Below are 25990 nucleotides of genomic sequence, written 5' to 3' on the forward strand. Positions count from 1 at the left end.
TCGTCAGTCTAGGGTCAGATCCGCACCCGTCCCCGGCAGGGCTCGGCTGCGATTCAGCCCCCGGAGCCGCGGCGCTCGCGGAATGCGATCATGTTCATCCTGCTGCCGCAGCGGGCGCTGCAGAAGCGCTTGGAACCGTTGCGCGAGAGGTCGAGGATCAGGCCCGTGCAGTCGTCGGCCTCGCAGATGCGGAGGCGACGCATCTCGTCCATGCGGATCACGTCGGCCAGTGCCATCGCCGCCTCCACGCGGATCCGCTCCCCCAGCGGCGCCTCGGGCTCCGTGGCGTGGATGTGCCAGTCCATCCCGTCGTGGCGAACCAGGTGGGGACGGGCACCGGCCTCGGCGAGGATGCGATTGACTTCGACGACGGCCTCGTCGCGATCGAGCGTCCAGATACGTCGGATCCGGTCCCGGGTCTCGCGCATGTCCCGGAGTTCGCGTTCGTCGCCGTCGATGCGGCCGGAGAAGAGGTACCGGGAGATCAGCTCGGCGAGCTGATCGACCGTTTCGAGCTCGTCGGCACCGCTTCTCGAGGCACCGGGGTCCGAGTTTCCGAGGGCGACGGCGAAGTCGAGGGACTCCTCGGTGTCAGGGGCAAAAGCCATGTTGACTCCTAACTCGCCTCGGCCTACTGTTATGGACAACCCGAGTTTAGCCCATAACACCTCCCTCGGAACGAAGGCGCCATGAAACTGAAGTCCCCCACCGCAGGTCTTGCCGTCGCAGTGCTCGCGGCCCTTTCCTTCGGGACATCGGGTGCGTTCATCAAACCACTGCTCGAAGCGGGATGGTCCCCCTCCGCGGCAGTGACCGTCCGCGCTTTCGTCGGTGCTGCGGTTCTGCTGCCGATCGCGATCGTCGCATTGCGCGGCAGATGGCGTGCGCTCTGGCGGGCCCGCATCCGCGTGCTGGTGCTGGGCGTCGTCGGCGTCGCGGCGACCCAGCTGACCTACTTCGCCGCGATCCAGCGCATCCCGGTCTCAACGGCCCTCCTCATCGAGCTCCTCGCGCCGCTCCTGCTCGTCGCCGTGGTCTGGGTCACGAGCCGCCGGATGCCGCGCCCACTCGTGCTGGTCGGATCCGCGCTCGCCATCGGCGGCCTGGTCCTCGTCATCGGACCGGGTGCGATACGTCCCGTCGACCCGCTGGGACTCGTCTTCGCCTGCCTCGCGCTGATCGCCTGCGCCATCTACTTCGTCGTCGCCGCGCGACCGAGCGACGGCCTTCCGCCCGTCGCCTACGCCGCCGCCAGCCTGGTCGTCGGAGGGGTCGTTCTCGCACTCCTCGGCGCGACGGGGATCCTCCCGTTCACCGTGACCTTCGGCGAGGTGACCCTCCTGGGCGGGCAGGCTCCCTGGTGGGTTCCGATCCTCGTCGTCGGCGTGATCAGCTCGGCCTTCGCGTATGTGGCCGGCATCGCCGCAGCGGAGTCGCTCGGCTCGCGTCTGGCCTCATTCGCGGGCCTGCTGGAGGTCGTCTTCGCGTCCCTCTTCGCGTGGATCCTGCTCGGCGAGGCGCTTCAGCCGCTGCAGCTGCTGGGCGGTGCGCTCATCCTCGGCGGCATCGCCGCAGTGCGCCTGGCTGCACCGGAGGAGAGCCCGAGCATCGATGAGATCCCGGTGGTCGACGAGGCCGAGAACGCTGAGCTCGCCGGGCCGATGCGACGCTAGCGGCCCGCTCGATCAGACCGCGAGGTCGAAGACCGCGATGGTCTCCCGATGCTCGCCGATGATGTCGGCCAGCACGGCATGCGCGGGGTGGACGAGGTAGCCGTCACGGGCGGCCTCATTGTCGAACAGGATCGAGAGCGCCCAGTCGTAGCCCGCCTCGAGCCCTTCGGGGCTGACACTCGGGCCCTCCTCGAGGGCGGCGATGCCCGGAATCGCCCCCGCGAGGCCGCGCGCGACCACCCGGGCTTCATCGCGGACCTCGTCGGATGCGCTCCCGCGCCAGCCGACGAGGACCAGATGACGGATCGCGGTCATCAGTCGGTTCCGGCGTCGAACGCGGCGCCCTCGGATGCGGCGTCGGTCGCCCGCTCGAGGGCGTCCTCGGCGGTGCCGATGCGGCCGCCGTCGAGGATCTCGGCGCCGGCGCCCTTCTCGAGCTCGCCGACGAGTTCCGCCGTCGCTCCCCCGATGATGCCCGCGGCCGCGTACTGCTCGAGCCTCGAGCGCGAGTCCGCGATGTCGAGGTTGCGCATGGTCAGCTGGCCGATCCGGTCGCCAGGACCGAACGCCGCGTCGCCGACGCGCTCCATGGAGAGCTTGTCGGGGTGGTAGCTGAGGGCCGGGCCGGTCGTGTCGACGATCGTGTAGTCGTCGCCGCGCCGGAGTCGCAGCGTGACCTCGCCGGTCACGGCGGAGCCGACCCAGCGCACGAGCGATTCGCGCAGCATGAGCGACTGCGGGTCGAGCCAGCGCCCCTCGTACATCAGGCGACCCAGTCGGCGCCCCTCGGCGTGGTAGTTCGCGACGGTGTCCTCGTTGTGGATCGCATTGAGGAGGCGCTCGTAGGCGATGTGCAGGAGCGCCATGCCGGGAGCCTCGTAGATGCCGCGGCTCTTCGCCTCGATGATGCGGTTCTCGATCTGGTCCGAGACACCGAGTCCGTGGCGTCCGCCGATCGTGTTGGCCTCGAGCACGAGGGCGACGGCGTCGGGGAACTCCTGTCCGTTGATCGCGACGGGCCGGCCCGCCTCGAAGCGGACGGAGACGATCTCGGTGGTGACCTCGACGTCGTCGCGCCAGGCGGCGACACCCATGATCGGGTCGACCAGGTCGAGACCCGAGCTGAGGTCTTCGAGCTTCTTCGCCTCGTGGGTGGCGCCCCAGATGTTCGCGTCGGTGCTGTACGCCTTCTCGGTGGAGTCGCGGTACGGGAAGCCGCGGGCGACGAGCCATTCGCTCATCTCGGTGCGGCCGCCGAGCTCGCCGACGAAGTCCGCGTCGAGCCACGGCTTGTAGATGCGCAGGCGCGGGTTGGCCATGAGGCCGTAGCGGTAGAACCGCTCGATGTCGTTCCCCTTATAGGTGGAACCGTCGCCCCAGATGTCGACGCCATCCTCTTTCATCGCACGGACGAGGAGCGTGCCGGTGACGGCGCGACCGAGGGGCGTGGTGTTGAAGTAGGTCTTACCGCCCGAGCGGATGTGGAACGCACCGCATTGGAGGGCGACGAGTCCCTCCTCCACGAGGGCGCTCTTCGCGTCGACGAGACGGGCGATGTCGGCACCGTACTCCTTCGCACGACCGGGGACGGCGCCGATGTCGGGCTCGTCGTACTGGCCGATGTCAGCGGTGTACGTGCAGGGCACCGCGCCCTTCTCACGCATCCACGCGACGGCGCACGAGGTGTCGAGACCTCCCGAGAACGCGATGCCGACCCGCTCGCCGACAGGGAGACTGCTCAGAACCTTGGACATACAGACAACTTTAGAGTCAGCGGCGCTTGCCCTCCGACAGCCATCACTGCTCCATCCGTTCTTCGTCGCCCAGCTGCTCGAACAGGGTCAGCTGCAGGTCAGCGGGTGCGTCGAGCCGCGAGTTCAGCGACCCCCACGGCGTCGACGTTGGGCGGGCGATGACCCGGGCCCCCGCGTCCTCCAGGCGCCGCGTCATCCCGTGCGAATCCGTCACCTCGAAAGCGACGCGGATCCTCGGGCTCGGCTGCCCTCCGGCCTCGACCCCGTCGATGAGCTTCTTCTGGGCGGTATTCGCGAGCTCGAGAGTCGCACGGCCCGCGTCGAGGATCACGACCCGGGCTCCGTCCCCGCCCTCGAACGCTCCCTGCTCGGGCAGGCCCAGCGCATCGCGGTAGAAGGCGACGGCGCGCTCGAAGTCCTCGACCTCCACGACCAGACGCAGCTGATGGACGGTGCGCTGGGCGCTCATGATGCCTCCTCTGCCATGAGGCAAGGGTAGGACGTTGCTCGCCCCCGTTGAAAGCACCTGATGGGCAGCCTTTTCCGGGCTTTCGGGCGACACCCGGACTGGGGCACCCGTGCGGGGGCGCGCGACTGCTAGTTTTTCTGCGGCGCTGACAGCGCACTCATAGAAAGACTCAAGGGGGCACACACATGGACACCTATAACGAACAGCTGGTTCAGCAGTACACCAATGGCGGATGGATCATCTCGCTCGTCGTGTACCTCGTCGTCGCATTCTTCTACTCGCGCATCTTCGCGAAGGCCGGCATCGAATCCTGGAAGGGCTGGGTGCCGTTCGTCAACACCTGGCACCTGTTCAAGCTCGGCGGGTTCGGCGGGTTCTGGGCGATCCTCGCGATCATCCCGATCGTGAACATCGTCGCTCTCGTGTTCTTCTGGATCGCGGAGTACCGCATCGGCAAGGGCTTCGAGAAGCCCGGCGTCTTCGTGCTCCTCGCGATCCTGCTCCACCCCATCTGGGCGGGCATCCTCGCATTCGACAGCTCGCGCTGGGTCAGCACTCCGGAAAGCAAGTACCCGGCTAACGCCTGATTCGCTCAGCCAGTCGCGAAGGGCCCCCGCACGTGATGTGCGGGGGCCCTTCTTCGTTCGTCCTGCCCTATTTGCGGCTATCGCCTGGGACCACGGCGGAGAACAGGCCGAAACGTCGACCATTCCTGGCAAAAAGCTGTGAGACCAGAAGGTTCCCAATCCCGTCCCGATCGTCGATCCGAAGAGCCTTATGTCGGGAAGCGGAGGCGCAACCCGGCCGCCGGATCCTCTACCTGGGGAATGGACGAAGGACTCACCTTAAGGAGCAGTCACATGCGCATCATCAAGAGGAACACCCTCGCAGCACTCGCACTCGCCGGCGTCGCGGTCTTCGGACTCGCCGCCTGTTCCAGCCCCGCCGCCACTGAGGAGACCTCGGCACCGTCAGAGACGACAATGCCGGAGGAAACCCCCATGGCCGACCCGGCCGCCGACCTCGTCGGCTCCGGTTGCGCCGCCTACGCCGAAGCCGTTCCGGACGGAGCAGGTTCGGTCGAGGGCATGTCGCTCGACCCCGTCGCGGTCGCCGCGTCGAACAACCCGCTGCTCACCCAGCTGACCGCGAGCGTCTCGGGCGGACTGAACCCCGACGTCAACCTCGTGGACACGCTGAACGGCAGTGAGTTCACGGTCTTCGCTCCCGTCGACGACGCCTTCGCGGCACTCGACCCGGCAACGGTCGAGACCCTCAAGACCCCTGAGGGCGCTGCGACCCTGACCTCGGTTCTGACTTACCACGTCATCCCCGGCCAGATCGCTCCCTCTGACATCGTCGGAACCCACACCACCGTCCAGGGTGCGGACCTCGAGGTCACCGGAAGCGGCGACTCGCTCCAGGTGAACGGCGCCAACGTGATCTGCGGCGGTGTCAAGACGGCCAACGCGACCGTCTACCTCATCGACGCGGTGCTCATGCCCCCGATGTGATCTCGGTCACCTCATAACGAAGAGCGGGTCCTCACCTTCGGGTGAGGGCCCGCTCTTCGTGTTGCAGCCGAGGCGCCCGCCGAGCGGACTCGCGCGACGGAGCCGTCGTTCAGACCTCTCCGAAGCCGGATGCGACGAGGTCGCGCAGCGCGACGACCGCTTCCTCGGCCTCGGGCCCCGTCGCCGAGAGGTCGACCGATGACCCGGCGGTGAGGCCGAGCGACATGATGCGCAGCAGGCTCTTGGCGTCGACGCCGTTGATCGTCACCGCGGCATCGAATCGCGAGGCGAGCTTGACGAACTCGGCTGCGGGTCGCGCGTGCAGCCCCTCCCGGTTCACGAGCTCGACCTTTGCCGTGGCGGGACCGCCCGCCTCTTCCGAGTCAGCGGGGGTCTCCACCCGTGCCGGCTCCCCGGGAGGCGGACCCGATGCGGCCGACGCGGACTGGGCCGCCGCCACGACCTCGTCGAGCGAGTCACCGCTCTGAGCCGCGACCGCCGCGGCGACAGCACCCTCTACGAGTGGGGCATCCGCGATGCGGACGCGGGCTCTGGCATCGTCGTCGAGGAAGTCGAGGGCGGTCTCCGCGGTCAGGATCGCGGAACCGAGGTCGCAGAGGACCACGACCCCGTCACCGGAATCCGCAGCCTCGATGCCGGCCGTGACCCGCTCGAAGCTGGTGCCGATACCTCCGTCATCGGTTCCGCCCGCGGGCTGCATCGACACATCCCGCGCCATCTGGCGTGCCAGATCGACGACCCCGTCCGCGATCTTCTCGCTGTGCGAGACGATCACGAGTCCGACGCTCATGTGCCGGAGGACGACTCGGCGGCCGTCTCCGCCGCAGCTCGAAGGATCAGAGCGCTCGACTCCGCCCCCGGATCGCGATGACCGATCGCGCGTTCGCCGAGGTAGCTCGCGCGGCCCTTGTGGGCGACGAGCGGCTCGGTCGCCAGAGCGCCCGCCTCTGCCGCGTCGGCGGCTGCGGCGAGGATCTCGACCTCGCTCCTGCCTTCGCCGTTCGCGGCGACCGCGGCGTCGACCGCCGGAGTCCAGGCGTCGATCATCGTCTTGTCTCCGGGCTCCGCCTTGCCCCGGGCGACGATCCCGTCTCGAGCCGCCGTCAGGAAGGCGACGACCGCGGCGCCGTCCAGGGTCGATTCCCCGGCGATCGCCGTCGATCCGCGGAGATACGCGGTGCCGTAGAGCGGACCCGCCGCCCCGCCGACCGTCGAGATCAGCGTCGTCGCAGCCAGTTTGAGGAGGTCCGCCGGCGTCGCATCCGCCGCGACGGAGTCGAGCTTCGCGATCACCGCGGTGAACCCCCTGTCGAGGTTCTCGCCGTGGTCGCCGTCTCCGATCTCACGATCGAGTCGGACGAGCTCCGATCGATGCTCGGCGACCGTTGCCGCCGTCGCTCGCAGCCAGCTCTCCGCCCAATCTCTTCCGAGGGCCATCCGTCACCTTCCCCAGCGCAGCGCCGCGGTCTGCACGGGTGCATCCCACAGCTCGGTCAGTTCATCGTCCAGTTTGAGCACGGAGATGGAGAATCCCTGCATCTCGAGCGACGTCACATAGTTGCCGACGAGGGTCCGGGTCACCTCGATGCCCTTCTCCTTCAACGATTCGGCGGCGTGCCGGAACGCGATGTAGAGCTCGATCAACGGCGTACCGCCCATGCCGTTGACGAAGAGCAGCACCTTGTCGCCGGAGACGAAGGGGAGGTCGTCGAGGATCGGTCCGAGGATCCGGTCCACGATCTTGTCCGCCGGCTCCAGACCGATCCGCTCGCGGCCGGGTTCGCCGTGGATGCCGATCCCGATCTCGATCTCGTCGTCGCCGATGTCGAAGCTCGGCTCGCCCGCGTGCGGCACGGTCGGCGCGGTGAGCGCGACCCCCATGGATCGGACATTGGCGTTGACGCGCTCGGCGAGCTCCACCACCTGGTCGAGGCTGTCGCCGCGCTGTGCGGCGGCGCCCGCGATCTTCTCGACGAGGACCGTTCCCGCGACGCCTCGTCGGCCGGCCGTGTAGAGCGAGTCCTTGACCGCGACGTCGTCGTCGACGACCACGGCGCGGACCTCGATGCCCTCCGCCGCCGCGAGCTCCGCCGCCGTCTCGAAGTTGAGCACGTCGCCCGTGTAGTTCTTCACGATGTGCAGCACGCCCGCACCGCCGTCGACCGCCTTCGTCGCATCCACGATCGGATCGGGCGTCGGGGAGGTGAAGACCGGTCCGGGCACCGCCGCGGACAGCATCCCGTAGCCGACGAACCCGCCGTGCAGTGGCTCGTGACCGCTTCCGCCGCCCGAGACCAGGGCCACCTGACCCTGCACCGGGGCGTCGGCGCGGACGATGTAGATGGGGTCGGTGTGAACGGTCAGCAGGTCGCGGTGGGCCAGGGCGACACCGGCGACGGCATCCGACACCACGTCACGCGGGTCGTTGATGAGCTTCTTCATTGATGGCTCCTGATGGCTCGGAAAGTGGCGGCACGCATGACGCCTGCCGTCGTCTGTCAACCTACGCCCCCGGACACCCCGGCTCCAAGGAACCGGTTCCACACGGCGCACTCCCGGGCTATCGTGGTCGTGCCGCAACGTCGCGGCGGTGCTCACGCACAACTTCTGTTATTCGACAAGGAAGGTCGAAGTGGACACACCTGACTACGGAGTAGTTTTCCTCTCCGAGACCGTCGGAACCACGCTGCTCCTGCTGCTCGGCGCCGGCGTCGTCGCCAACGTGATCCTCGCGAAGACCAAGGGATTCGGCGGCGGCTGGCTTCTCATCAACTTCGGTTGGGGCCTCGCCGTCTTCGCCGGTGTCACGGTCTCCTACGCATCCGGCGCGCACCTGAATCCCGCGGTGACCTTCGGACTGCTCGCCGCCGGGGCGATGCCGTTCGACATCGTCCTGATCCTCTGCTACCTCGGGGGTCAGCTCCTCGGCGCCTTCCTCGGTGCCGTCCTGGCATGGCTCACCTACCGGAACCACTTCGACGAGGAGCCCGATCCCGCCGCCAAGCTCGGCGTCTTCTCGACGGGCCCCGGCATCCGCAACTACGGATGGAACCTCGTCACGGAGATCATCGGTACCTTCGTGCTCGTCTTCGTGGTCATCGGCTTCGGCCGTGCGGGCGACCCGCAGGTGGACGCCCCCGCGGGCCTCGCCGCCCTGGGTGCTCTCCCCGTCGCCTTCCTGGTGGTGGCGATCGGCGCCTCGCTCGGTGGTCCGACCGGCTACGCGATCAACCCGGCCCGCGACATCATGCCCCGCATCGCCCACGCGGTCCTGCCCATCAAGGGCAAGGGCTCCAGCGACTGGAGCTACTCCTGGGTGCCGGTCGTCGGTCCGCTGATCGGCGGCCTCCTCGCGGGATGGCTCTCCATCCCGCTGCTGCCGATCCTCACCTGATCGAACGGCCGACCGCGTCTCGCGGTCGGCCGTTTCCCTTTCCCCACCCCATCCGATCTCCGGGGCAGTTCCCAGCGTTCACGCCAAGGCTGTGGAAGTGGAGCGTCCCGGGACGCACGCACGACAAAGGAGTTACTCCACCATGACCGAATACATCGTCGCCATCGACCAGGGCACCACCAGCACGAGGGCCATCGTCTTCGACCACTCGGGATCCATCGTCTCCGTGGGACAGAAGGAGCACGAGCAGATCTTCCCCAAGGCCGGATGGGTCGAGCACGACCCCGCCGAGATCTGGGCCAATACCCGTGAGGTGATCGGCCAGGCGCTGTCCAAGGCCGACATCACCCGCCACGACGTCAAGGGCGTCGGCATCACCAACCAGCGCGAGACCACCGTGGTCTGGGACAAGAACACCGGGGAGCCCGTCTACAACGCGATCGTCTGGCAGGACACCCGCACCCAGTCCATCGTCGACCGGTTCGCCACCGACGGCGGTGTCGAGCGATTCAAGGACACCGTCGGACTCCCCCTGTCCACGTACTTCGCGGGCACGAAGATCGTCTGGATCCTAGAGAACGTCGACGGAGCCCGCGAGAAGGCCGAGGCGGGCGACCTGCTGTTCGGCACCACCGACACCTGGGTCCTCTGGAACCTGACCGGCGGCACCGACGGCGGCGTCCACGTCACCGACGTGACCAACGCCTCCCGCACCCTGTTCATGGATCTGAAGACGCTGCAGTGGGATGACAGCATCCTCGAGGTGTTCGGAGTGCCGAAGTCGATGCTCCCCGAGATCAAGAGCTCGTCCGAGGTGTACGGCACCGTCGAGTCGTCCAACCTGCTGCGCGAGGTGCCGATCGCGGGCATCCTCGGCGACCAGCAAGCGGCCACCTTCGGGCAGGCCGCGTTCGACCCCGGCGAGGCGAAGAACACCTACGGCACCGGTAACTTCCTGATCTTCAACACGGGCACCGAGATCGTGAAGAGCGACAACGGTCTGCTCACGACGCTGGGCTACAAGCTCGGCGACGAAGAGCCGCACTACGCGCTCGAGGGTTCGATCGCCGTCACCGGTTCGCTCATCCAGTGGCTGCGCGACAACCTCGGGATCATCAAGTCGGCACCCGAGATCGAGGAGCTGGCGAAGACGGTCGAGAACAACGGCGGCGCCTACTTCGTGCCCGCGTTCTCGGGCCTGTTCGCGCCGTACTGGCGTTCCGATGCCCGCGGCGCGCTCGTCGGACTCACCCGGTACGTGAACAAGGGGCACATCGCGCGCGCGGCGCTGGAGGCGACAGCGTTCCAGACCAAGGAGGTCCTCGATGCGGTGAACGCCGACTCGGGCGTCCCGCTGGAGGAGCTGAAGGTCGACGGCGGAATGATCGCAAACGATCTGCTCATGCAGTTCCAGGCCGACATCCTCGGGGTTCCCGTCGTCCGGCCCGAGGTCGCCGAGACCACCGCACTCGGTGCAGCGTACGCCGCCGGCCTCGCGGTCGGCTTCTGGGAGAACCTCGACGACCTGCGCGCGAACTGGCAGGAGAACAAGCGCTGGACCCCGTCGATGGACGAGGCCGAGCGCGAGCGCACCTACCGCCTGTGGAAGAAGGCCGTGACGAAGACCTTCGACTGGGTCGACGAGGACGTCAACTGACACGACGCCGCTGAGTTGCCCAGTTCCGCCCACTCCCGAGCCGGGAGATGGGCGGAACTGGGCAACTCGCATTCGAGGCCTGTGGATAGGTCGCCTGGGTACCCCCGGCCGGTGTCACTCTTGCCGCATGAAACGGCCCGAACGCCTTCCACCCGAGCTCGCCGGCTCGTCTTTCACCACCCGCGCGGGCGCCGTGTCTGGACTGTCACCCAAAAGGCTCCGAGCGCGCGATCTCGACAAGCACATCTGGGGTGTCAGATCGGCTGGTGCCATCGCGACGCTCGATCAGCGCGCGCGCATGATGCTGCTGAGGATGCCGCCGAGCGCATTCGTGAGCCATCTCACTGCTGCAGTCCTGCACCGACTGCCGACGCCTCCGGCATCCTTCTCCTCTCACGACGCCGTCGACATATCTGTCCCGGCCCCGGAGAGGGCGCCCCACGCAACCGGCATTCGAGGCCATCGGCTCACGCTGTTCCCGGGCGATGTGCAGGCCGCGGACGGCATCCGGATCACAAGTCCCGTCCGCACCTGGTTCGATCTCGGGGCATCCTTGAGGATCGAGGATCTCGTCGCAATCGGCGACCACCTGATCGCGACGCCTGGCGGTCCCAGTCGGGAGGACCTCGCCGGGACCATCGCGTCGCATCGTGGTGAACGGGGCGTACGTCGCCTCGCGTTGGCGAGTCGGATGTTGACCCCTCGTTCGGAATCGCCGCAGGAATCCCGTCTTCGCGCGCTGATCATGATGGGCGGACTTCCCGAGCCGAGCGTCAACAGGGTCATCACCGACGGGCTGGGGCGGTTCGTCGCTCGCGCCGACCTGGTGATCGAGGAGTACCGCCTGGTGATCGAGTACCAGGGGGACTACCACCGAGACAAGGCGCAATGGCGACGAGACATGTCGCGACGGTCACGAATCGAAGCCGAGGGCTGGACCGTCGTCGAGATCGTCGCGGACGATCTCTGCGACCCGGACGAACTGCTGGCACGCTTCCGGAAGCTCGCCCGGATGCGCTGAGTTGCCCAGTTCTGCCCACTCGGGCCGGATTTAGTGGGCCGAACTGGGCAACTCGGGGGTCTTCGTGGCCGTGACCCAGGCGTCGAGCTTGGCGGACGCCGCCCCACTGTCGATAGCGGCCGCGGCACGGGACAGGTTGAGGGAGAGGCGCTCGAGCAGCGAGATGTCGGCGAGGGTCGCGTCGCGCGAGAGCTCCCAGGCGACGAGGCCCGCCGCGGCGTTGAGGAGGACGATGTCGCGCACGGGCCCCTCGTCGCCGTCCAGCACCCGACGGAGCGCGGCGGCGTTCTCGTCCGGGGTGCCGCCGACGAGGTCCGACAGCGACGAGCGGCGGATGCCGAGCTCGCGCGGGTCGAGATCATGCTCGGTCACGGATCCCCCCGACACCTCCCAGAGGTGGCTGTGGCCGGTCGTGGTCAGCTCGTCGAGACCGTCGTCGCCGCGGAACACGAGGGCTGTCGCACCACGCGTCTGGAACACACCGACGATGAGCGGCACGACCTCGGGCCGCGCCACCCCGACAGCGCTCGCCTCGGGACGGGCCGGGTTGCACAGCGGCCCCAGGAAGTTGAAGACCGTCGGCACTCCGAGCTCCCCGCGGACGGGCCCGGCGTGGCGGAACCCGGGGTGGAAAGCGGCGGCGTAGACGAACGTGATCCCGACCTCGTCGAGCACGCGGGCGACCGCCTCGGGGCTGAGGGTCAGATCGACGCCGAGAGCAGACAGCACATCGCTCGAACCGGACGCCGAGCTGGCTGCTCGGTTGCCGTGCTTGACCACCGGAGCACCGCTCGCTGCCGCGACGATCGACGCCGCGGTGGAGATGTTGACCGTCTTCAGCCGGTCTCCGCCGGTGCCGACGATGTCGAGCACGTGGGAGTCCACCTGAAGGGGGATCGCGTGGTCGAGGATCGCATCGCGGAAGCCGACGATCTCATCGACCGTCTCGCCCTTCGCCCGCAGCGCGACGAGGAATCCGGCCAGCTGGGCGGGCGACGCCTCCCCCGTCATGACCCGTTCCATCGCCCACGTCGAGTCCGCGATGGAGAGGCTGTTCCCGTCGAGGAGCGAGCCGATGACAGTGGGCCAGGTGGGCGATTCGAACACGCCGCAATCCTATTCGCGGCGCTCTCCCCCGTGATCTCGCCGATCGGATGGGGATTTACCGACAACGTGTAGAAATATGCGCCGCGGTGCCATTCGCCCTGAGCGGAATCCGTCATAATGGACAGGTGAGCAGCGCGTCAGCACTTCAGTCGACCAGCGCCCCCGTCATCAATCGGCCCAACTCAATCGCAGTCGGGACGATCGTGTGGCTGGGCAGCGAAGTCATGTTCTTCGCGGGGCTCTTCGCGATCTACTTCACCCTCCGATCGGCGGCTCCCGAACTGTGGAGCTACGAGACCGCACGGCTCAACGTGCCGTACGCGGCGATCAACACGGTGATCCTCGTCTCCAGCTCGTTCACCTGCCAGTTCGGCGTGTTCGCGGCGGAACGCCTCCAGGCGCGCTCGACCGGTGCCAGCCCGTTCAAGTGGGGCATGGTCGAGTGGTTCATGATCACCTACGCCCTCGGAGCCATCTTCGTCGCGGGTCAGATCTGGGAGTACGCGACGCTGGTCAGCGAGGGCATCAGCCTCAGCTCGAACGCCTACGGCTCCGCCTTCTACCTGACGACCGGTTTCCACGGACTCCACGTGACGGGTGGACTGATCGCCTTCCTCCTCGTCATCGGTCGAGCGTTCGCCGTCAAGAACTTCGGTCACCGAGAGGCCACGAGCGCCATCGTCGTGTCGTACTACTGGCACTTCGTCGACGTCGTCTGGATCGGCCTGTTCGCCGTCATCTACATTCTGAAATAGGAATCGGATCAGCTTGGCTACCGCACGTAAAACCGACGCCCGCCGCTTCCGGATCAAGTCCGCGAACGCAGCCCGCCGCACGCGCTCACCGCGCGCTGCGCGACGTTCGCCACTCGCGACCGTCGCACTCATCGCCATCGGCCTCCTCTTCACGGGTGGTGCCTACGCGGCCTTCAACGCCTCCTCCTCCGACTCCGGCGCCGTCGCCGCGTCACAGGAATCGGTCGAACGTGGGGAGAAGCTCTTCGCCGCGAACTGCGCCACCTGCCACGGACTCGCCCTGCAGGGAACCGAGGCGGGCCCGACCCTCATCGGCGTCGGTGCCGCCGCGGTCGACTTCCAGGTCGGCACCGGACGCATGCCGCTGCAGAACCAGAGTCCTCAGGCCCCGGTGAAGCCGGTGCAGTTCACCGACAGCGACGTCGACGCTCTTGCTGCCTACGTCTCGTCCATCTCCCCCGGCCCGAGCGTCCCCGACTCCGAATACCTCGACGCGGCGGGTGACGCCACCCGCGGTGCAGAACTGTTCCGGATCAACTGCGCCATGTGCCACAACGTTGCCGGCGCAGGCGGCGCCCTGACCGAGGGCAAGTACGCTCCCGCACTCACAGGCGTAACCGAGAAGCACATCTACGAGGCCATGCTCACCGGTCCGCAGAACATGCCCGTCTTCAACGACGCGAACCTGACCCCCGAGGACAAGCGCGACATCATCACCTCGCTCAAGTACCTCGAGAACAACCCGTCGCCCGGCGGTTTCGAGCTCGGCAGCCTCGGCCCCGTCGCCGAAGGCCTGTTCGCCTGGATCTTCGGGCTCGGAGCGATCATCGCGCTGGCGGTCTGGCTGACCGCTCGCGCCAACTAGCCGCGGCTCACGCCGACAGCACCAAGGAGAACATCGAGATGGCGAACGAAGAAGGCGGCACAGGACTCGTCCCGGCCGACGCTTCGGTGTCACACGGCCGCGACGTCTCGGCGGGCACCGCCGTCGTTCAGCGCGACCTGGCGCAGAACCCCGGTCTGCCCCCGCACCGCCCGCGCACCACCGACCTCGATCCCAAGGCCGACAAGCGCTCCGAGCGCGGGGTCTCCCTGCTGTTCTACCTGTCGATCGTCGGCAGCATCGGCGCGATCGTCTCGTACTTCGCGCTGCCGATCGTCCCCGACGACCCGGCATCGGTCCGTCTGAACACGCTCTTCATCGGGCTCAGCATCGCTCTCGCACTGCTCAGCATCGGAATCGGCGCGGTCCACTGGGGCAAGGCCCTGATGGCCGACCACGAGGGCATCGACATCCGGCACCCCACGCGCGGAACGGATGCCACGCGAGAGCGCGCCGTCGAGATCTTCCGCGAGGCGGACCAGGAGTCGGGCTTCAACCGGCGCAAGCTGCTCCGCAACTCGCTGTTCGGTGCGTTCATCGCCTTCCCGCTCCCCGCGATCTTCCTCTTCCGCGACCTCGCGCCCGCCGACAACGATCCGGCCGAGCTTCTCCGTCACACCATGTGGGAAGAGGGCGTGCGTCTCACCCGCGACCCCGAGGGCACACCGATCAAGGCGTCGGATGTCACACTCGGCTCCGCTTTCCACGTGATCCCGGAAGGTCTCAACGAGACCGAGCACAAGCTCGAGGAGAAGGCCAAGGCCGCAGTTCTCCTGATGCGTCTCAAACCCGAAGACCTGAATGTCTCCCCCGGCCGCGAGGACTGGAACTACCAGGGAATCGTCGCCTACTCCAAGATCTGCACGCACGTGGGATGCCCCGTGGCCCTCTACGAGCAGCAGACGCACCATCTCCTTTGCCCGTGCCACCAGTCGCAGTTCGACATCAAGAACGAAGCCGAAGTGATCTTCGGACCCGCAAAGCGCCCTCTGCCCCAGCTGCCGATCACGATCGACGCCGACGGCTACCTCGTCGCACGACGAGACTTCACCGAACCCGTGGGACCAAGCTTCTGGGAGCGTGGCGAATATGAGCAGTGACACACGAACCGCACCTGCACCGCAGCGTGCGGCCAAGACGAGCGTGACCGGCGCCGTCTCGAACTACATCGACGAGCGCACCAGCATCTCGGCCGTGGTCAAGGAGTTCGGTCGCAAGATCTTCCCCGACCACTGGTCGTTCATGCTCGGCGAGGTCGCTCTCTACAGCTTCGTCGTCATCCTGATCTCGGGCTCGTTCCTGACGTTCTTCTTCCAGGCCTCGATGGCCGAGGTCGAGTACGACGGCTCGTGGGTCCCGCTCAAGGGTCTCGAGATGTCGGCCGCGATGGACTCGGCGCTGAACATCTCGTTCGACATCCGCGGCGGACTGCTCATGCGTCAGGTGCACCACTGGGCGGCGCTGCTGTTCATCGCGTCCATCGGTCTGCACATGCTCCGCATCTACTTCACCGGTGCGTTCCGCAAGCCGCGCGAGCTCAACTGGGTCATCGGATTCATCCTCTTCATCCTCGCCATGGGTGAGGGATTCACCGGCTACTCGCTCCCCGACGACCTGCTCTCCGGCAACGGTCTCCGCATCATCGACGGTCTGATCAAGGGCATCCCGGTCGTGGGCACCTGGATCTCGTACCTGCTATTCGGCGGAGAGTTCCCCGGCGACCAGGTGATCGGCAGGTTCTACACGCTGCACATCCTGCTGCTGCCCGCGATCATCGTGGCGCTGATCGCATTGCATCTGGTCTTCGTGGTCGTCCACAAGCACACCCAGTACCCCGGCCCGGGCAAGACCAACGACAACGTCGTCGGCTACCCGATCCTCCCGGTGTACGCCGCCAAGGCCGGTGGATTCTTCTTCATCGTCTTCGGTGTCATCGCCCTGATGGCCGCCTTCTTCACGATCAACCCGATCTGGAACTACGGCCCCTACGACCCCTCCCCGGTGTCGGCGGGAACGCAGCCCGACTGGTACATCGGATTCGCGGACGGCGCTCTCCGACTGATCCCGCCGGGATGGGAGTTCGTCCTCTGGGATCGCACGTGGTCGTTCAACATCATCGTGCCGCTGGTCGTGCTCGGCGGGTTCATCGTCGTCGTGCTCCTCTACCCGTTCTTCGAGGCGTGGGTCACGGGCGACAAGCGGGAGCACCACCTGCTTGACCGCCCCCGCAACGCTCCGACCCGCACCGCGATCGGTGCGGCCGGTGTCACCTTCTACGCGTCTCTCTGGGCCGCGGCGTCGTCCGACATCATCGCCACGCACTTCAAGATGGCGATGGAGCACGTCATCCACATCCTGCAGTTCACGACGATCGTGGGTCCGTTCATCGCGTTCTTCATCGCCAAGCGCATCTGCATCGCGCTGCAGAAGAAGGACAGGGAGATCGCCCTCCACGGGTACGAATCCGGACGCATCGTCCGCCTCCCCGGCGGCGAGTACATCGAGGTGCACCAGCAGCTCGACGAGTACGAGCGCTGGAAGCTGCTGAACTTCAACGAGTACCAGCCGCTCATGATCCGCCCCAACGCGGCCGGCAAGATCTCGTCCGCCCAGCGGGTACGAGCGTCGGTCAGCAGGTGGTTCTTCGAGGATCGAATCGAACCGGTCACCAGCAAGGAACTGGAGCGGTCGTCTCACCACTGACGTGGTGAACTCCGCTTCGACTCCCGCGTTTCGCATGCTCAGCAAGCGAAGCGCGGGAGTTATTCTTTTCCGCCGGACACCCGGGCTCGAAGTGCTGCTCGGACACATGGGTGGACCGTTCTGGGCCCGGAAACACGAGCGCGCCTGGTCCATTCCCAAGGGTGGCCTCGAGGGCCCGGAGGAACCGTTGCAGGCGGCCCTGCGGGAGTTCGAGGAGGAACTCGGCGTCGCCGTACCGGGGGGCGAACGACTGCCCCTCGGGACCGTGACGCAGTCCGGTGGCAAGACTGTCGAGGCGTGGGCCGTACAGGCCGACCTCGACCCGACGACCATCGTGCCGGGCACGTTCGAAATGGAGTGGCCGCCGCGCTCAGGACGGACGGCGCTCTTCCCCGAACTCGACAGGGTCGAATGGTTCGCGCTCGATGAGGCACGCCGAGTGATGGTCGCCGCCCAGACGGGCTTCCTCGACCGTCTCGCCTCCCTCGCTGAGCCCCAGATGCCGGGCCCGGACGAGGCATGACAGAGAACCCGACCGAAGAGGTGGACGCCCCGTTGCGTTCACGCCTGCTCGCCGCCTACGACAGTCAGCTCCGAACCGACGCCGAGACACCCAGCGCCATCGCGGTGACGCTGCTCGGACCCCTGCGGCTCGTCACGTTCGACGGCGGGCGTGGATTCATCACCTATCCCCATCTCGGTAATCTGGGCGAAGCGGACCTGCGCGCCCTGGTGCCGGCAGCGCTGGATCATTTCCTCGGAGATCCGGTGGTCACCCGGGTCGAATGGAAGACCCGCGGTCACGACAGGGCGCCCGGCCTGCATCACGCGCTGATCGCGAACGGCTTCGTGGCCGATGAGGTCGAGACGATCATGATCGGGGATGCATCCGCTCTGGCAGTCGACGTTCCTCTCCCCGAGGGCGTCTCTCTTCGGGTGGTCACCGCTGAGGCGGACGTCCGTGCGATGAGCGCCATGCAAGATATGGCATTCGGAGACCCCGTGTCCAAGGAGATGGCAGACGCGATCCTCCGACGTCTCGAACGCAACGACGGCATGGAGTTGTGGGTCGCCGAAGCAGACGGGGTGATCGTGTCAGCAGGCCGGCTCGAGCCCGTGCCGTCCTCGCAGTTCGCGGGCATCTGGGGCGGAGCCACCCTCGAGCAGTGGCGAGGACGCGGCATCTACCGCGCACTGACGTCGGCACGGGCCCACTCGGCCATCGCCCTCGGAAAGACCCTCATCCACAGCGACTCGTCGCCGTACTCTCGCCCCATCCTGGAACGGTCCGGCCTAACGGCCGTCTCGACGACGACTCCCTATCGCTGGAGCCGCTGACGAAAGGAAGAACGCCGCCTCCGCGACGATTGTCGATGAAGGCGGCGTTCAGATCCGGGCAATGCCCTGGATCAGCGAGCGAAGTACCCGCGGTAGTACTCGTAGACCCAACCGGTGATGGCGACCAGGAACAGGCCGAACCCGATGAAGGTGATCCACACACCGACCGCGAGCCCCAGGAAGCCCAGCGTCGCGGACGCGGCGAGGATGATCGGCCACCAGCTCCAGGGGCTGAAGAAGCCGAGCTCGGGGTCGCCGTCGTCGATGCTGGCGTCGCTGCGGTCCTCGGGCAGCTCACCGCCCTGCGACTTCCAGCTGCGCTGGATGTAGAAGGCGAGGAACGCGGCGAAGATCGAAGCCAGAGTAAGGCCGACGGTGCCGACCCATTCGGGCTTGGTCCAGTTGTCATCGGCGAGGGTCCACCATGCGTAGACGACCGCGAGGATCCCGAAGAACAGCGACAGCAGCCAAAAGAGGACGGTGTTTACCTTCACTTGACGCTCCCTGATGCGGTGTCGTAGGTGGGCGCGTCAGGTGCATCCTTGGCCGGGCCGATTCCGATGGGGATGCCGGCCTCGGGGTGGTGCAGGTCGAAGGCCGGGGACTCGGACCGGATGCGCGGGATGGAGGTGAAGTTGTGTCGCGGCGGCGGGCACGATGTCGCCCACTCGAGCGATCGGCCGTAACCCCACGGGTCGTCGACGGTCACCTTCGGCGCCTTGCGAGCCGTGATCCACACGTTGTAGAGGAACGGCAGCATCGAAGCACCGAGGAGCATGGCGCCCACCGTGGAGACCTGGTTCATCCACGTGATGTTGTCCTCGGGCTGGTACGTGTAGTACCGACGGGGCATGTTCACCACACCCAGCCAGTGCTGGATGAGGAACGTCATGTGGAAGCCGATGAAGAGCATCCAGAAGTGGATCTTGCCGAGACGCTCGTTGAGCATCTTGCCGGTCCACTTCGGCCACCAGAAGTAGAAGCCGGCGAACATCGCGAAGACGACTGTGCCGAACACCACGTAGTGGAAGTGCGCGACGACGAAATAGCTGTCCGAGACGTGGAAGTCGAGAGGCGGCGACGCGAGGATCACGCCGGTGAGACCACCGAAGACGAAGGTGATGAGGAAGCCGAGAGTCCACAGCAGTGGAGTCTCGAACGTCACGGACCCGCGCCACATGGTGCCGACCCAGTTGAAGATCTTCACACCTGTCGGGACGGCGATGAGCATCGTCATCAAGGCGAAGAACGGCAGCAGCACCGACCCCGTCACGTACATGTGGTGCGCCCACACGGCCACGGACAGCGCCGCGATGGCGATGGTCGCGTAGATGAGGGTCTTGTATCCGAAGATCGGCTTGCGGCTGAACACCGGGAGGATCTCGGAGATGATGCCGAAGAACGGCAGCGCGATGATGTACACCTCGGGGTGACCGAAGAACCAGAACAGGTGCTGCCAGAGGATCGGTCCACCGACGGAGGCGTCGTAGATGTGAGCGCCGAACACGCGGTCCGCACCGAGCGCGAACAGTGCGACGGCGAGGACCGGGAAGGCCATCAGCACGAGCAGGGCCGTCACCAGGGTGTTCCAGGTGAAGATCGGCATGCGGAACATCGTCATGCCGGGGGCGCGCATGGTGATGATGGTCGTGATGAAGTTGACCGCACCGAGGATCGTGCTGAAACCGGTGAGGGCGAGGCCGAAGACCCAGAGGTTGCCGCCGAGGGTTGGCGAGAACGTGCCGTTGGACAGCGGGGCGTAGGCGGTCCAGCCGAAGCTCGCCGCGCCGTACGGCGTGATGAAGCCGGAGACCGCGACGATGCTGCCGAAGCTGTAGAGCCAGTAGGCGAAGGCGTTGAGCCGCGGGAACGCGACGTCGGGAGCGCCGATCTGGAGCGGCATCAGCACGTTCGCGAACCCGGAGAACAGCGGTGTCGCGAACATCAGCAGCATGATCGTGCCGTGCATCGTGAACAGCTGGTTGTACTGCTCGTTGCTGGCGATCAGGTTGTTGCCGGGCTCGAACAGCTGCGCACGGATGAGGAGCGCGAGCACCCCGCCGACCATGAACCACAGAACCGACGTGATCAGGTACAGGTACCCGATGGTCTTGTGGTCGGTGGAGGTGATCCAGCTGACGATGATGTTGCCCTTGCGGGCGACCTTCGTCGAGTTGAAGACAGCGGCCTGACCGGCCGGCAGACCCGTCTCAGGACGGTTCAGTGTCGAAGTCATGGCCTCTACTCCACTAGCGACGCGGGAGCGTCGGATCCGTCGGGAGCCGTGTTGCCGGGCTCGTTGAGGTTGCGGTTGAACTCGTCGCCGACACGGCCTTCGAAGCCCTGGTCGCGCAGAGACTCGATGTAGGCCTCGTACTCGTCCTCGGAGACGACCTTCACCGTGAACAGCATCTGGGCGTGGTAGTCGCCGCACAGCTCGGCGCACTTGCCCTGGTAGGTGCCCTCGCGGGTCGGGGTGACCGTCATGTAGTTGGTCTTGCCCGGGATCATGTCCTTCTTGTAAAGGAAGTCGATGACCCAGAACGAGTGGATGACGTCGCGCGACTTGAGCTGGATCTCGATCGACTTGTTGACCGGGAGGACCAGGACGGGGAGCTTGTCGTAGTCGACGCCGTCGCCCGAGCGGTCGCGAGCCTCTTCCTCGCCCTGCACGCCTTGCGTGTAGACGTCCTCGTCGAGGTAGTTGAAGTCCCAGGCCCACTGCTTGCCGTACGCCTCGATCGTGACGTCGGGGTTGGGGTCGCGGGCCTCGATGGCCGCCTGGTCACGCGCGGTGAACGCGAAGAATCCGAGGACCAGGATCAGCGGCACGACCGTGTAAAAGATCTCGATCGGCATGTTGTAGCGCAGCTGGACGGGAAGGCCGGTCTGACCGCGACGACGGCGGTACACGATCGCCGCGGCGAGGATGAGTCCCCACGTGATCACACCCACCGCGAGGAGGACGACCCACGAGCCGACCCACAGGTCCGACACGCGCTGCGTGTGGTTGGTGACCGGCTCCTGATCCTCCTGGAACCCGGGAAGGAAGCCGTGCAGCTGGGCCTGGGTGCACCCCGCCAGCACCACTGCCACGGTCGCCGCGAGCGGCACTGCCGCCCATCGGAGTCGACGTCTGGTACGCACCTAGAACCTCTCGCGAAACAACCTCGGAACAAGCCCCAGTCTATATCGCCTGAGGCGAACAGCTTCGTGCATTGAGGGCTGGTGCCAAGGAATTTCTACTTCTTGTAGTCGAGCATGGCCGCACTGCGCCGCACCTTCCGCGACCGGGACATGGCTGCGGAGACGCTGACGCTCGCGGATAACTCAGGCGTCTGGTTGCGCGAGTCCGCGGCGAGCATGTCAGGGCACGTTGCACGTGCGGAAGGGCGCCGCAGAGCCTCGACGCGACCCGCCGACGGCGCTTCGGAACCGGCGACACTCGAATGCCGCGTCGGGTGGGCGCCCCGGAAAGAGCTGTCGCGCCGCGGAGGCGGCGCGACAGGGTGACTCAGTGGAAGCTGTCCCCGCAGGCGCAGCTGCCGGCTGCGTTGGGGTTGTCGATCGTGAAGCCCTGCTTCTGGATGGTGTCCTCGAAGTCGATCGAGGCACCATCGAGGTACGGGACGCTCATGCGGTCGACGACAACCTCGACGCCGTCGAAGTCGCGCGTCGTGTCGCCCTCGAGGAGGCGCTCGTCGAAGTAGAGCTGGTAGATGAGACCGGAGCAGCCACCGGGCTGGACTGCGACGCGGAGACGGAGGTCGTCGCGTCCTTCCTGCTCGAGGAGGCTCTTGACTTTGCCGGCTGCGGTGTCGGTGAGGCCGACACCGTGGGTGTCGATCGCAGGCTTCTCGCTGAGGCTGACGTCGGTCATCTCGTGGTCCCTTCCGAGGGGCTGCCCGGAAGCTTCCGGCGCCGCTTGTGTGACGAGTCTACTTTCTTCCGGCCACTCCGGGGCGGTGGCCTCTCAGCTTCCGCCGGCGAGTCGGTGGAGCAGGAGAGCTTCGCCGGTGATGGCCCGCTTCAGCACCCCGAGATGCTGGGACTCGTTGGGCGAGTGGGCGCGGGTGTCGGGGTCCTCCACTCCGGTGACGAGGATCTGCGCGTCGGGAAAGGTCTCGACCAGCTGGGCGATGAACGGGATGGAACCGCCGATGCCCTGCTCCACGGTCTCCGCCCCCCACCCGTCGGCGAGAGCGCGGGACGCGAGTCGGAACGCGGCGGAGCCGGTGTCGACGAGGAACGGGTCGCCCGCGTCGATGTCATCGAAGGCGAGATGCGCTCCGAAGGGCGCGTTCTTCTCGAGGTGGGATCGGAGCGCGACGAGAGCGTCGGCAGCGCGTTGGCCCGGCGCGATGCGTGCGCTGATCCGGACGCGGATCTGCGGACTGAGCGTGTTCGACGCGTTGCGCACGGTCGGCGCATCGATGCCGGTGACGGTGATGGCGGGGCGGAACCACATCTGGCTGTAGAGGTCGCCGCCGCCGAGCGGTTCGACTCCATCGAGGAGGGCGGCCTCCTCCCGGAAGAGCTCCGGCTTGTAGTGGGGGGCGTCGATGGCGGAGTAGCTGGTGAGCCCGTCGACGGCGACGGTTCCGTCCTCGTTCCAGAGCGTGGAGAGGAGCCGGATCGTGGCGAGCATCGCGTCGGGCGCGGCTCCCCCGAACATGCCGGAGTGCGAGGCGTGGTCCAGGGTGGAGACGGTCAGGACGAAGGTGACGTTGCCGCGCAGGCTGACGGTGAGGGCCGGCGTCGCCGTGTCCCAGTTGTCGGAGTCGGCGACGACGATGACATCGGCGGCCAGGGTGTCGCGGTGGGTGGCGAGGAAGTTGCCGAACGACCGCGACCCGAACTCCTCCTCGCCTTCGACGAAGAGGACGACGCCGAGGTCGAAGTCGTCTCCGTGAACCTGGTTCAGGGCGCGCAGGGCGGCGATATGCGTCATGACGCCCGCTTTGTCGTCGGAGGCCCCGCGGCCGTACAGCCGATCCCCCCGCACGGTCGGCTCGAACGGCGGGGACTGCCAGAGCGCCTCGTCACCCTCGGGCTGCACATCGTGATGCGCGTAGAGGAGGACGGTCGGCGCGCCGCCCCGTGCGGGCCTGCGGGCGAGGACGGCCGGCTGGCCGAGGGCGTCCTCGCCGGGCGTGACGGCGACGCGTTCGATCGACACCGATTCGAAGACTCCGGTCGATTCGGCGAGAGCCGCGATCGCTGTCGCACTGGTCGCGACGTGCTCGGGATCGAACCCATCCCAGGACACCGACGGGATGCGCACGAGGCGGGCGAGATCGGCGACACTGCCCGAGAAATCGGCGGCGATGGTGTCGACGAGACGGGCCTCCGTCTCGTCAGCCGGGTGCGCGGCACTGCCGACGGAGGACGGATCGGACGGCGTGGTCGTCATTGGCTTATCCTATTCGTGACGAGATTCACGAGGTTCACTGTGGCCAAGCAGCCCCCCAGCACGACACCGTCGACCACGACGGCCCAGCCCACGACCCCTGTCACTGACGACGAGGTCTCCGGAGCCGTCGGCAAGGGACGCCCGACGCCCACACGCAGCGAGCGCGAGGCCGCGAATCGGCGCCCGCTGGTCCCGACCGATCGTCGGCTCGCCGCCAAGGAGGCCCGCGCCAAGTCGGCAGCCCTCCGCGAGCGCGCACGGCTCGGTATGGCGGCCGGTGAGGACCGCTACCTCCCCACCCGCGACAAAGGCGTCCAGCGCAAATTCGTCCGCGACTGGGTCGACGCGCGCTGGGGCATCGGGGAGTTCCTGATCCCGATCATGGGTGTCGTGCTCGTACTGAGCCTCATCCCCGATCCGTACATCCAGACCTACACGATCTTCGCGCTGTGGGGATTCTTCGTGCTCGCCGTCATCGACGTCGTGATCCTCGGATTCATCCTCCAGCGCAAGCTGACCGCCAAGTTCGGTGAGGGCCGCGTCGAGCGCGGTTTCCGCTGGTACGCGGCGATGCGGGCGCTTCAGCTGCGCGCTCTGCGCCTGCCGAAGCCGCAGGTCAAGCGCCGCCAGTACCCCAGCTGACCCGGCGGAACCACCGCCGGGTTCGCGGGTGGCCCGCCGCGAGGAGTTCGGCGACCGACTCCGGCTCAGTGCGAGCGACGGATGCGGGCGAGGCCGCGATTGATGCTGTGCGCCCAGAACGGACCGCGGTAGAGGAAGCCGGTGTAGCCCTGCACCAGGGTGGCGCCGGCGTCGAGGCGGCGCTGCACGTCGGCTGCGGTCTCCACTCCCCCGACGGAGATGATGCAGAAGTCGGCGGGAACACTTGCGCGGAGCAGTCGGAGGACCTCGATCGATCTCGCGGCGAGGGGGCGACCTGAGAGACCGCCTGCTCCGGCGGCCTCCACGACGGCCTCGGGGGTACGGAGTCCGGAACGGCCGATGGTGGTGTTGGTGGCGATGACGCCGTCGAGTCCGGACGAGACGGCGAATGCGCCCAGTTCACGCGCATCCTCGTCGGTGACATCCGGCGAGATCTTGACCAGCAGCGGCACCGACCCGGCTTCGCTGCGCACGGCGTCGATGACCGGCTGAAGCCGATCGAGATCGTGCAGGGCGCGCAACCCGGGGGTGTTGGGCGAGCTGATGTTGATCACCAAATAGTCGGCGTACGACGCGAGCAGGCGTGCGCTCTCGTGGTAATCGGCGGCGGCGGCATCGAGGTCGACGACCCGGCTCTTGCCGATGTTGACGCCGATGACGGGACGGTGGGATCGGCGACGGGCGACGCGCAGTTCGCCGGACGCCGCTTTCGCGCCGGCGTTGTTGAAGCCCATGCGGTTGATGACGGCGCGGTCGGCGATGAGGCGGAACAGTCGCGGCTGCGGATTGCCCGGCTGCTCGAGCGCGGTGATCGTGCCGACCTCGACGTGACCGAATCCCAGCTGGCCGAGACCTCTGATGATCCGAGCCTCTTTGTCGAACCCCGCTGCGAGACCGAACGGCGACGGGAACGACAGACCCAGGGCCCGCGTGGCGAGAACCGGGTCGGGGCGGGTGAACCGCGACACGACGGAACCGATTCCGAGAATGGGGAGCAGGCGGATGGCGTGATACGCGAAGCCGTGGGCGCGCTCGGGATCCATTCGCGCGAAGACCAGGCGGAAGAAGACCTCGTACGGTGTCGGTCGGCGGCGACCGGCCGGCGCGCTCAGGACGGCTCGCCGGTGGTCTGGTGAGCGGACTCGGGCTCGTGAGTGTGCGGACGTTCGCGCTCCTGCTCGTTCTCGACGCGGAGCAGCGTGATCGCCTCCTCGAAGTCGTCGAGGGACTCGAAGCCCTGATAGACGCTGGCGAACCGCAGGTAGGCGACCTCGTCGAGCTCTCGTAGCGGAGGGAGGATCGACAGGCCGATGTCGTTCGCGTCGACCTGCGATGCGCCGGTCGCCCGGATGGCCTCCTCGACCTTCTGAGCGAGCATGGCCAGATCGGTGTCGGTCACGGGCCGACCCTGGCATGCCTTGCGCACCCCGGATACGACCTTGTCCCGACTGAACGGCTCGAGCACGCCGTTGCGCTTGATGACGTTGAGACTCGCCGTCTCGGTGGTGCTGAAGCGTCTGCCGCACTCGGGGCACTGGCGTCGGCGGCGGATCGACAGACCGTCGTCGCTCACGCGGGAGTCGACAACTCTGGTGTCGGCGTTGCGGCAGAAGGGGCAGTGCATG

At 67.1% G+C, this 25990-nt stretch carries 28 protein-coding genes; 13 read left to right on the forward strand and 15 right to left on the reverse strand.

Features of this window, described 5'->3' with window-relative positions:
- Positions 1–53: 53 nt before the first annotated feature.
- Positions 54–608, reverse strand: a complete 555-nt coding sequence (locus DDQ50_RS13185; protein ID WP_116757154.1) for a CGNR zinc finger domain-containing protein — start codon at positions 606–608, stop codon at positions 54–56.
- An 81-nt stretch (positions 609–689) separates the two neighbouring features.
- Between DDQ50_RS13185 and DDQ50_RS13190 the strand changes: the two genes are divergently transcribed.
- Positions 690–1673 (forward strand): EamA family transporter, encoded by a 984-nt coding sequence (locus tag DDQ50_RS13190; protein WP_116757155.1) that lies wholly within the window; start codon positions 690–692, stop codon positions 1671–1673.
- A 12-nt stretch (positions 1674–1685) separates the two neighbouring features.
- On the opposite strand, the gene DDQ50_RS13195 is transcribed toward DDQ50_RS13190, so the two are convergent.
- From DDQ50_RS13195 to DDQ50_RS13205, 3 genes are read right to left on the reverse strand one after another with little or no spacing between them, the layout of a single operon-like run.
- On the reverse strand, positions 1686–1988 hold the full coding sequence (locus DDQ50_RS13195) for a Dabb family protein (protein ID WP_116757156.1): 303 nt from the start codon (positions 1986–1988) through the stop codon (positions 1686–1688).
- The gene (gene argG, locus DDQ50_RS13200) at positions 1988–3427 is read right to left on the reverse strand and encodes an argininosuccinate synthase (protein WP_116757157.1); all 1440 of its coding nucleotides are present in this window, start codon (positions 3425–3427) and stop codon (positions 1988–1990) included. The genes DDQ50_RS13195 and argG overlap by 1 nt, the downstream gene beginning before the upstream one ends.
- A gap of 43 nt (positions 3428–3470) precedes the next feature.
- Positions 3471–3896, reverse strand: coding sequence for a VOC family protein (locus DDQ50_RS13205; protein WP_116757158.1), 426 nt, complete (start codon positions 3894–3896; stop codon positions 3471–3473).
- Between the two features lie 185 nt (positions 3897–4081).
- Between DDQ50_RS13205 and DDQ50_RS13210 the strand changes: the two genes are divergently transcribed.
- Both DDQ50_RS13210 and DDQ50_RS13215 read left to right on the forward strand, forming a co-directional pair.
- On the forward strand, positions 4082–4483 hold the full coding sequence (locus DDQ50_RS13210; RefSeq protein WP_116757159.1) for a DUF5684 domain-containing protein: 402 nt from the start codon (positions 4082–4084) through the stop codon (positions 4481–4483).
- Positions 4484–4756: 273 nt separating this feature from the next.
- A complete protein-coding gene (locus DDQ50_RS13215) occupies positions 4757–5410 on the forward strand; it encodes a fasciclin domain-containing protein (protein ID WP_116757160.1) in 654 nt (217 codons plus the stop codon).
- A gap of 109 nt (positions 5411–5519) precedes the next feature.
- Here DDQ50_RS13215 and dhaM read toward each other — a convergent pair whose 3' ends face one another.
- From dhaM to dhaK, 3 genes are read right to left on the reverse strand one after another with little or no spacing between them, the layout of a single operon-like run.
- A complete protein-coding gene (gene dhaM, locus DDQ50_RS13220) occupies positions 5520–6221 on the reverse strand; it encodes a dihydroxyacetone kinase phosphoryl donor subunit DhaM (RefSeq protein WP_116757161.1) in 702 nt (233 codons plus the stop codon).
- Positions 6218–6868, reverse strand: coding sequence for a dihydroxyacetone kinase subunit DhaL (gene dhaL, locus DDQ50_RS13225; RefSeq protein WP_116757162.1), 651 nt, complete (start codon positions 6866–6868; stop codon positions 6218–6220). Before dhaL ends, dhaM begins: the two co-directional genes overlap by 4 nt.
- Before the next feature lie 3 nt (positions 6869–6871).
- Positions 6872–7873 carry a dihydroxyacetone kinase subunit DhaK gene (gene dhaK, locus DDQ50_RS13230; RefSeq protein WP_116757163.1) on the reverse strand — a complete coding sequence of 334 codons (1002 nt, stop codon included), beginning with the start codon at positions 7871–7873 and terminating at the stop codon, positions 6872–6874.
- A gap of 190 nt (positions 7874–8063) precedes the next feature.
- Between dhaK and DDQ50_RS13235 the strand changes: the two genes are divergently transcribed.
- From DDQ50_RS13235 to DDQ50_RS13245, 3 genes are all read left to right on the forward strand, one after another.
- Complete coding sequence (locus DDQ50_RS13235; RefSeq protein ID WP_116757164.1) at positions 8064–8825, forward strand: MIP/aquaporin family protein; 762 nt, start codon at positions 8064–8066, stop codon at positions 8823–8825.
- Positions 8826–8967: 142 nt separating this feature from the next.
- Positions 8968–10482, forward strand: coding sequence for a glycerol kinase GlpK (gene glpK, locus DDQ50_RS13240; RefSeq protein ID WP_116757165.1), 1515 nt, complete (start codon positions 8968–8970; stop codon positions 10480–10482).
- Between the two features lie 127 nt (positions 10483–10609).
- The gene (locus DDQ50_RS13245; RefSeq protein ID WP_116757166.1) at positions 10610–11503 is read left to right on the forward strand and encodes an endonuclease domain-containing protein; all 894 of its coding nucleotides are present in this window, start codon (positions 10610–10612) and stop codon (positions 11501–11503) included.
- A 30-nt stretch (positions 11504–11533) separates the two neighbouring features.
- Here the strand turns inward: DDQ50_RS13245 and trpD are convergent, their stop codons facing one another.
- Positions 11534–12610 (reverse strand): anthranilate phosphoribosyltransferase, encoded by a 1077-nt coding sequence (trpD, locus tag DDQ50_RS13250; protein ID WP_116757167.1) that lies wholly within the window; start codon positions 12608–12610, stop codon positions 11534–11536.
- 125 nt (positions 12611–12735) lie between these two features.
- Between trpD and ctaE the strand changes: the two genes are divergently transcribed.
- Genes ctaE through DDQ50_RS13280 form a run of 6 tightly spaced genes read left to right on the forward strand, consistent with a single transcriptional unit; the run spans position 12736 to position 18289 of the window.
- Entirely contained in the window at positions 12736–13365 is a 630-nt protein-coding gene (gene ctaE / locus DDQ50_RS13255; protein WP_240614388.1) for an aa3-type cytochrome oxidase subunit III, read from the forward strand.
- Between the two features lie 52 nt (positions 13366–13417).
- Positions 13418–14230 carry a cytochrome bc1 complex diheme cytochrome c subunit gene (gene qcrC, locus DDQ50_RS13260; protein ID WP_240614425.1) on the forward strand — a complete coding sequence of 271 codons (813 nt, stop codon included), beginning with the start codon at positions 13418–13420 and terminating at the stop codon, positions 14228–14230.
- A gap of 38 nt (positions 14231–14268) precedes the next feature.
- On the forward strand, positions 14269–15348 hold the full coding sequence (qcrA, locus tag DDQ50_RS13265) for a cytochrome bc1 complex Rieske iron-sulfur subunit (RefSeq protein WP_116757169.1): 1080 nt from the start codon (positions 14269–14271) through the stop codon (positions 15346–15348).
- Complete coding sequence (qcrB, locus tag DDQ50_RS13270; RefSeq protein ID WP_116757170.1) at positions 15338–16951, forward strand: cytochrome bc1 complex cytochrome b subunit; 1614 nt, start codon at positions 15338–15340, stop codon at positions 16949–16951. The genes qcrA and qcrB overlap by 11 nt, the downstream gene beginning before the upstream one ends.
- Positions 16952–16985: 34 nt before the next feature.
- Positions 16986–17474, forward strand: a complete 489-nt coding sequence (locus DDQ50_RS13275; protein ID WP_116757451.1) for an NUDIX hydrolase — start codon at positions 16986–16988, stop codon at positions 17472–17474.
- Positions 17471–18289 carry a GNAT family N-acetyltransferase gene (locus DDQ50_RS13280; protein ID WP_116757171.1) on the forward strand — a complete coding sequence of 273 codons (819 nt, stop codon included), beginning with the start codon at positions 17471–17473 and terminating at the stop codon, positions 18287–18289. Before DDQ50_RS13275 ends, DDQ50_RS13280 begins: the two co-directional genes overlap by 4 nt.
- Positions 18290–18360: 71 nt before the next feature.
- On the opposite strand, the gene DDQ50_RS13285 is transcribed toward DDQ50_RS13280, so the two are convergent.
- From DDQ50_RS13285 to DDQ50_RS13305, 5 genes are all read right to left on the reverse strand, one after another.
- Complete coding sequence (locus DDQ50_RS13285) at positions 18361–18783, reverse strand: cytochrome c oxidase subunit 4 (protein WP_116757172.1); 423 nt, start codon at positions 18781–18783, stop codon at positions 18361–18363.
- Positions 18780–20525 carry an aa3-type cytochrome oxidase subunit I gene (gene ctaD / locus DDQ50_RS13290; protein WP_116757173.1) on the reverse strand — a complete coding sequence of 582 codons (1746 nt, stop codon included), beginning with the start codon at positions 20523–20525 and terminating at the stop codon, positions 18780–18782. The genes DDQ50_RS13285 and ctaD overlap by 4 nt, the downstream gene beginning before the upstream one ends.
- A 5-nt stretch (positions 20526–20530) precedes the next feature.
- Positions 20531–21436 carry an aa3-type cytochrome oxidase subunit II gene (ctaC, locus tag DDQ50_RS13295; protein WP_116757174.1) on the reverse strand — a complete coding sequence of 302 codons (906 nt, stop codon included), beginning with the start codon at positions 21434–21436 and terminating at the stop codon, positions 20531–20533.
- A gap of 367 nt (positions 21437–21803) precedes the next feature.
- The gene (locus DDQ50_RS13300; protein ID WP_116757175.1) at positions 21804–22169 is read right to left on the reverse strand and encodes a HesB/IscA family protein; all 366 of its coding nucleotides are present in this window, start codon (positions 22167–22169) and stop codon (positions 21804–21806) included.
- 93 nt (positions 22170–22262) lie between these two features.
- Positions 22263–23702, reverse strand: a complete 1440-nt coding sequence (locus DDQ50_RS13305; protein WP_116757176.1) for a dipeptidase — start codon at positions 23700–23702, stop codon at positions 22263–22265.
- A gap of 39 nt (positions 23703–23741) precedes the next feature.
- Between DDQ50_RS13305 and DDQ50_RS13310 the strand changes: the two genes are divergently transcribed.
- Entirely contained in the window at positions 23742–24344 is a 603-nt protein-coding gene (locus tag DDQ50_RS13310; RefSeq protein WP_116757177.1) for a DUF3043 domain-containing protein, read from the forward strand.
- Positions 24345–24409: 65 nt separating this feature from the next.
- On the opposite strand, the gene DDQ50_RS13315 is transcribed toward DDQ50_RS13310, so the two are convergent.
- A complete protein-coding gene (locus DDQ50_RS13315; protein WP_276308413.1) occupies positions 24410–25477 on the reverse strand; it encodes a quinone-dependent dihydroorotate dehydrogenase in 1068 nt (355 codons plus the stop codon).
- Positions 25474–25989, reverse strand: a complete 516-nt coding sequence (nrdR, locus tag DDQ50_RS13320; protein ID WP_116757179.1) for a transcriptional regulator NrdR — start codon at positions 25987–25989, stop codon at positions 25474–25476. Before nrdR ends, DDQ50_RS13315 begins: the two co-directional genes overlap by 4 nt.
- Position 25990 lies beyond the last annotated feature (1 nt).

The organism is Amnibacterium flavum (assembly GCF_003097495.1).
Taxonomy (GTDB): domain Bacteria; phylum Actinomycetota; class Actinomycetes; order Actinomycetales; family Microbacteriaceae; genus Naasia; species Naasia flava.

Bases quoted from the DNA above. Each gene is read 5' to 3' on its own strand.
- DDQ50_RS13215 (WP_116757160.1), top strand. From the start codon at position 4,757: ATGCGCATCATCAAGAGGAACACCCTCGCAGCACTCGCACTCGCCGGC.
- dhaL (WP_116757162.1), bottom strand. From the start codon at position 6,868: ATGGCCCTCGGAAGAGATTGGGCGGAGAGCTGGCTGCGAGCGACGGCG.
- DDQ50_RS13210 (WP_116757159.1), top strand. From the start codon at position 4,082: ATGGACACCTATAACGAACAGCTGGTTCAGCAGTACACCAATGGCGGA.
- DDQ50_RS13245 (WP_116757166.1), top strand. From the start codon at position 10,610: ATGAAACGGCCCGAACGCCTTCCACCCGAGCTCGCCGGCTCGTCTTTC.
- DDQ50_RS13275 (WP_116757451.1), top strand. From the start codon at position 16,986: ATGCTCAGCAAGCGAAGCGCGGGAGTTATTCTTTTCCGCCGGACACCC.
- dhaK (WP_116757163.1), bottom strand. From the start codon at position 7,873: ATGAAGAAGCTCATCAACGACCCGCGTGACGTGGTGTCGGATGCCGTC.
- DDQ50_RS13205 (WP_116757158.1), bottom strand. From the start codon at position 3,896: ATGAGCGCCCAGCGCACCGTCCATCAGCTGCGTCTGGTCGTGGAGGTC.
- argG (WP_116757157.1), bottom strand. From the start codon at position 3,427: ATGTCCAAGGTTCTGAGCAGTCTCCCTGTCGGCGAGCGGGTCGGCATC.
- DDQ50_RS13300 (WP_116757175.1), bottom strand. From the start codon at position 22,169: ATGACCGACGTCAGCCTCAGCGAGAAGCCTGCGATCGACACCCACGGT.
- qcrB (WP_116757170.1), top strand. From the start codon at position 15,338: ATGAGCAGTGACACACGAACCGCACCTGCACCGCAGCGTGCGGCCAAG.
- DDQ50_RS13195 (WP_116757156.1), bottom strand. From the start codon at position 1,988: ATGACCGCGATCCGTCATCTGGTCCTCGTCGGCTGGCGCGGGAGCGCA.
- DDQ50_RS13280 (WP_116757171.1), top strand. From the start codon at position 17,471: ATGACAGAGAACCCGACCGAAGAGGTGGACGCCCCGTTGCGTTCACGC.
- qcrA (WP_116757169.1), top strand. From the start codon at position 14,269: ATGGCGAACGAAGAAGGCGGCACAGGACTCGTCCCGGCCGACGCTTCG.
- DDQ50_RS13305 (WP_116757176.1), bottom strand. From the start codon at position 23,702: ATGACGACCACGCCGTCCGATCCGTCCTCCGTCGGCAGTGCCGCGCAC.
- nrdR (WP_116757179.1), bottom strand. From the start codon at position 25,989: ATGCACTGCCCCTTCTGCCGCAACGCCGACACCAGAGTTGTCGACTCC.
- glpK (WP_116757165.1), top strand. From the start codon at position 8,968: ATGACCGAATACATCGTCGCCATCGACCAGGGCACCACCAGCACGAGG.
- dhaM (WP_116757161.1), bottom strand. From the start codon at position 6,221: ATGAGCGTCGGACTCGTGATCGTCTCGCACAGCGAGAAGATCGCGGAC.
- DDQ50_RS13185 (WP_116757154.1), bottom strand. From the start codon at position 608: ATGGCTTTTGCCCCTGACACCGAGGAGTCCCTCGACTTCGCCGTCGCC.
- ctaD (WP_116757173.1), bottom strand. From the start codon at position 20,525: ATGACTTCGACACTGAACCGTCCTGAGACGGGTCTGCCGGCCGGTCAG.
- DDQ50_RS13190 (WP_116757155.1), top strand. From the start codon at position 690: ATGAAACTGAAGTCCCCCACCGCAGGTCTTGCCGTCGCAGTGCTCGCG.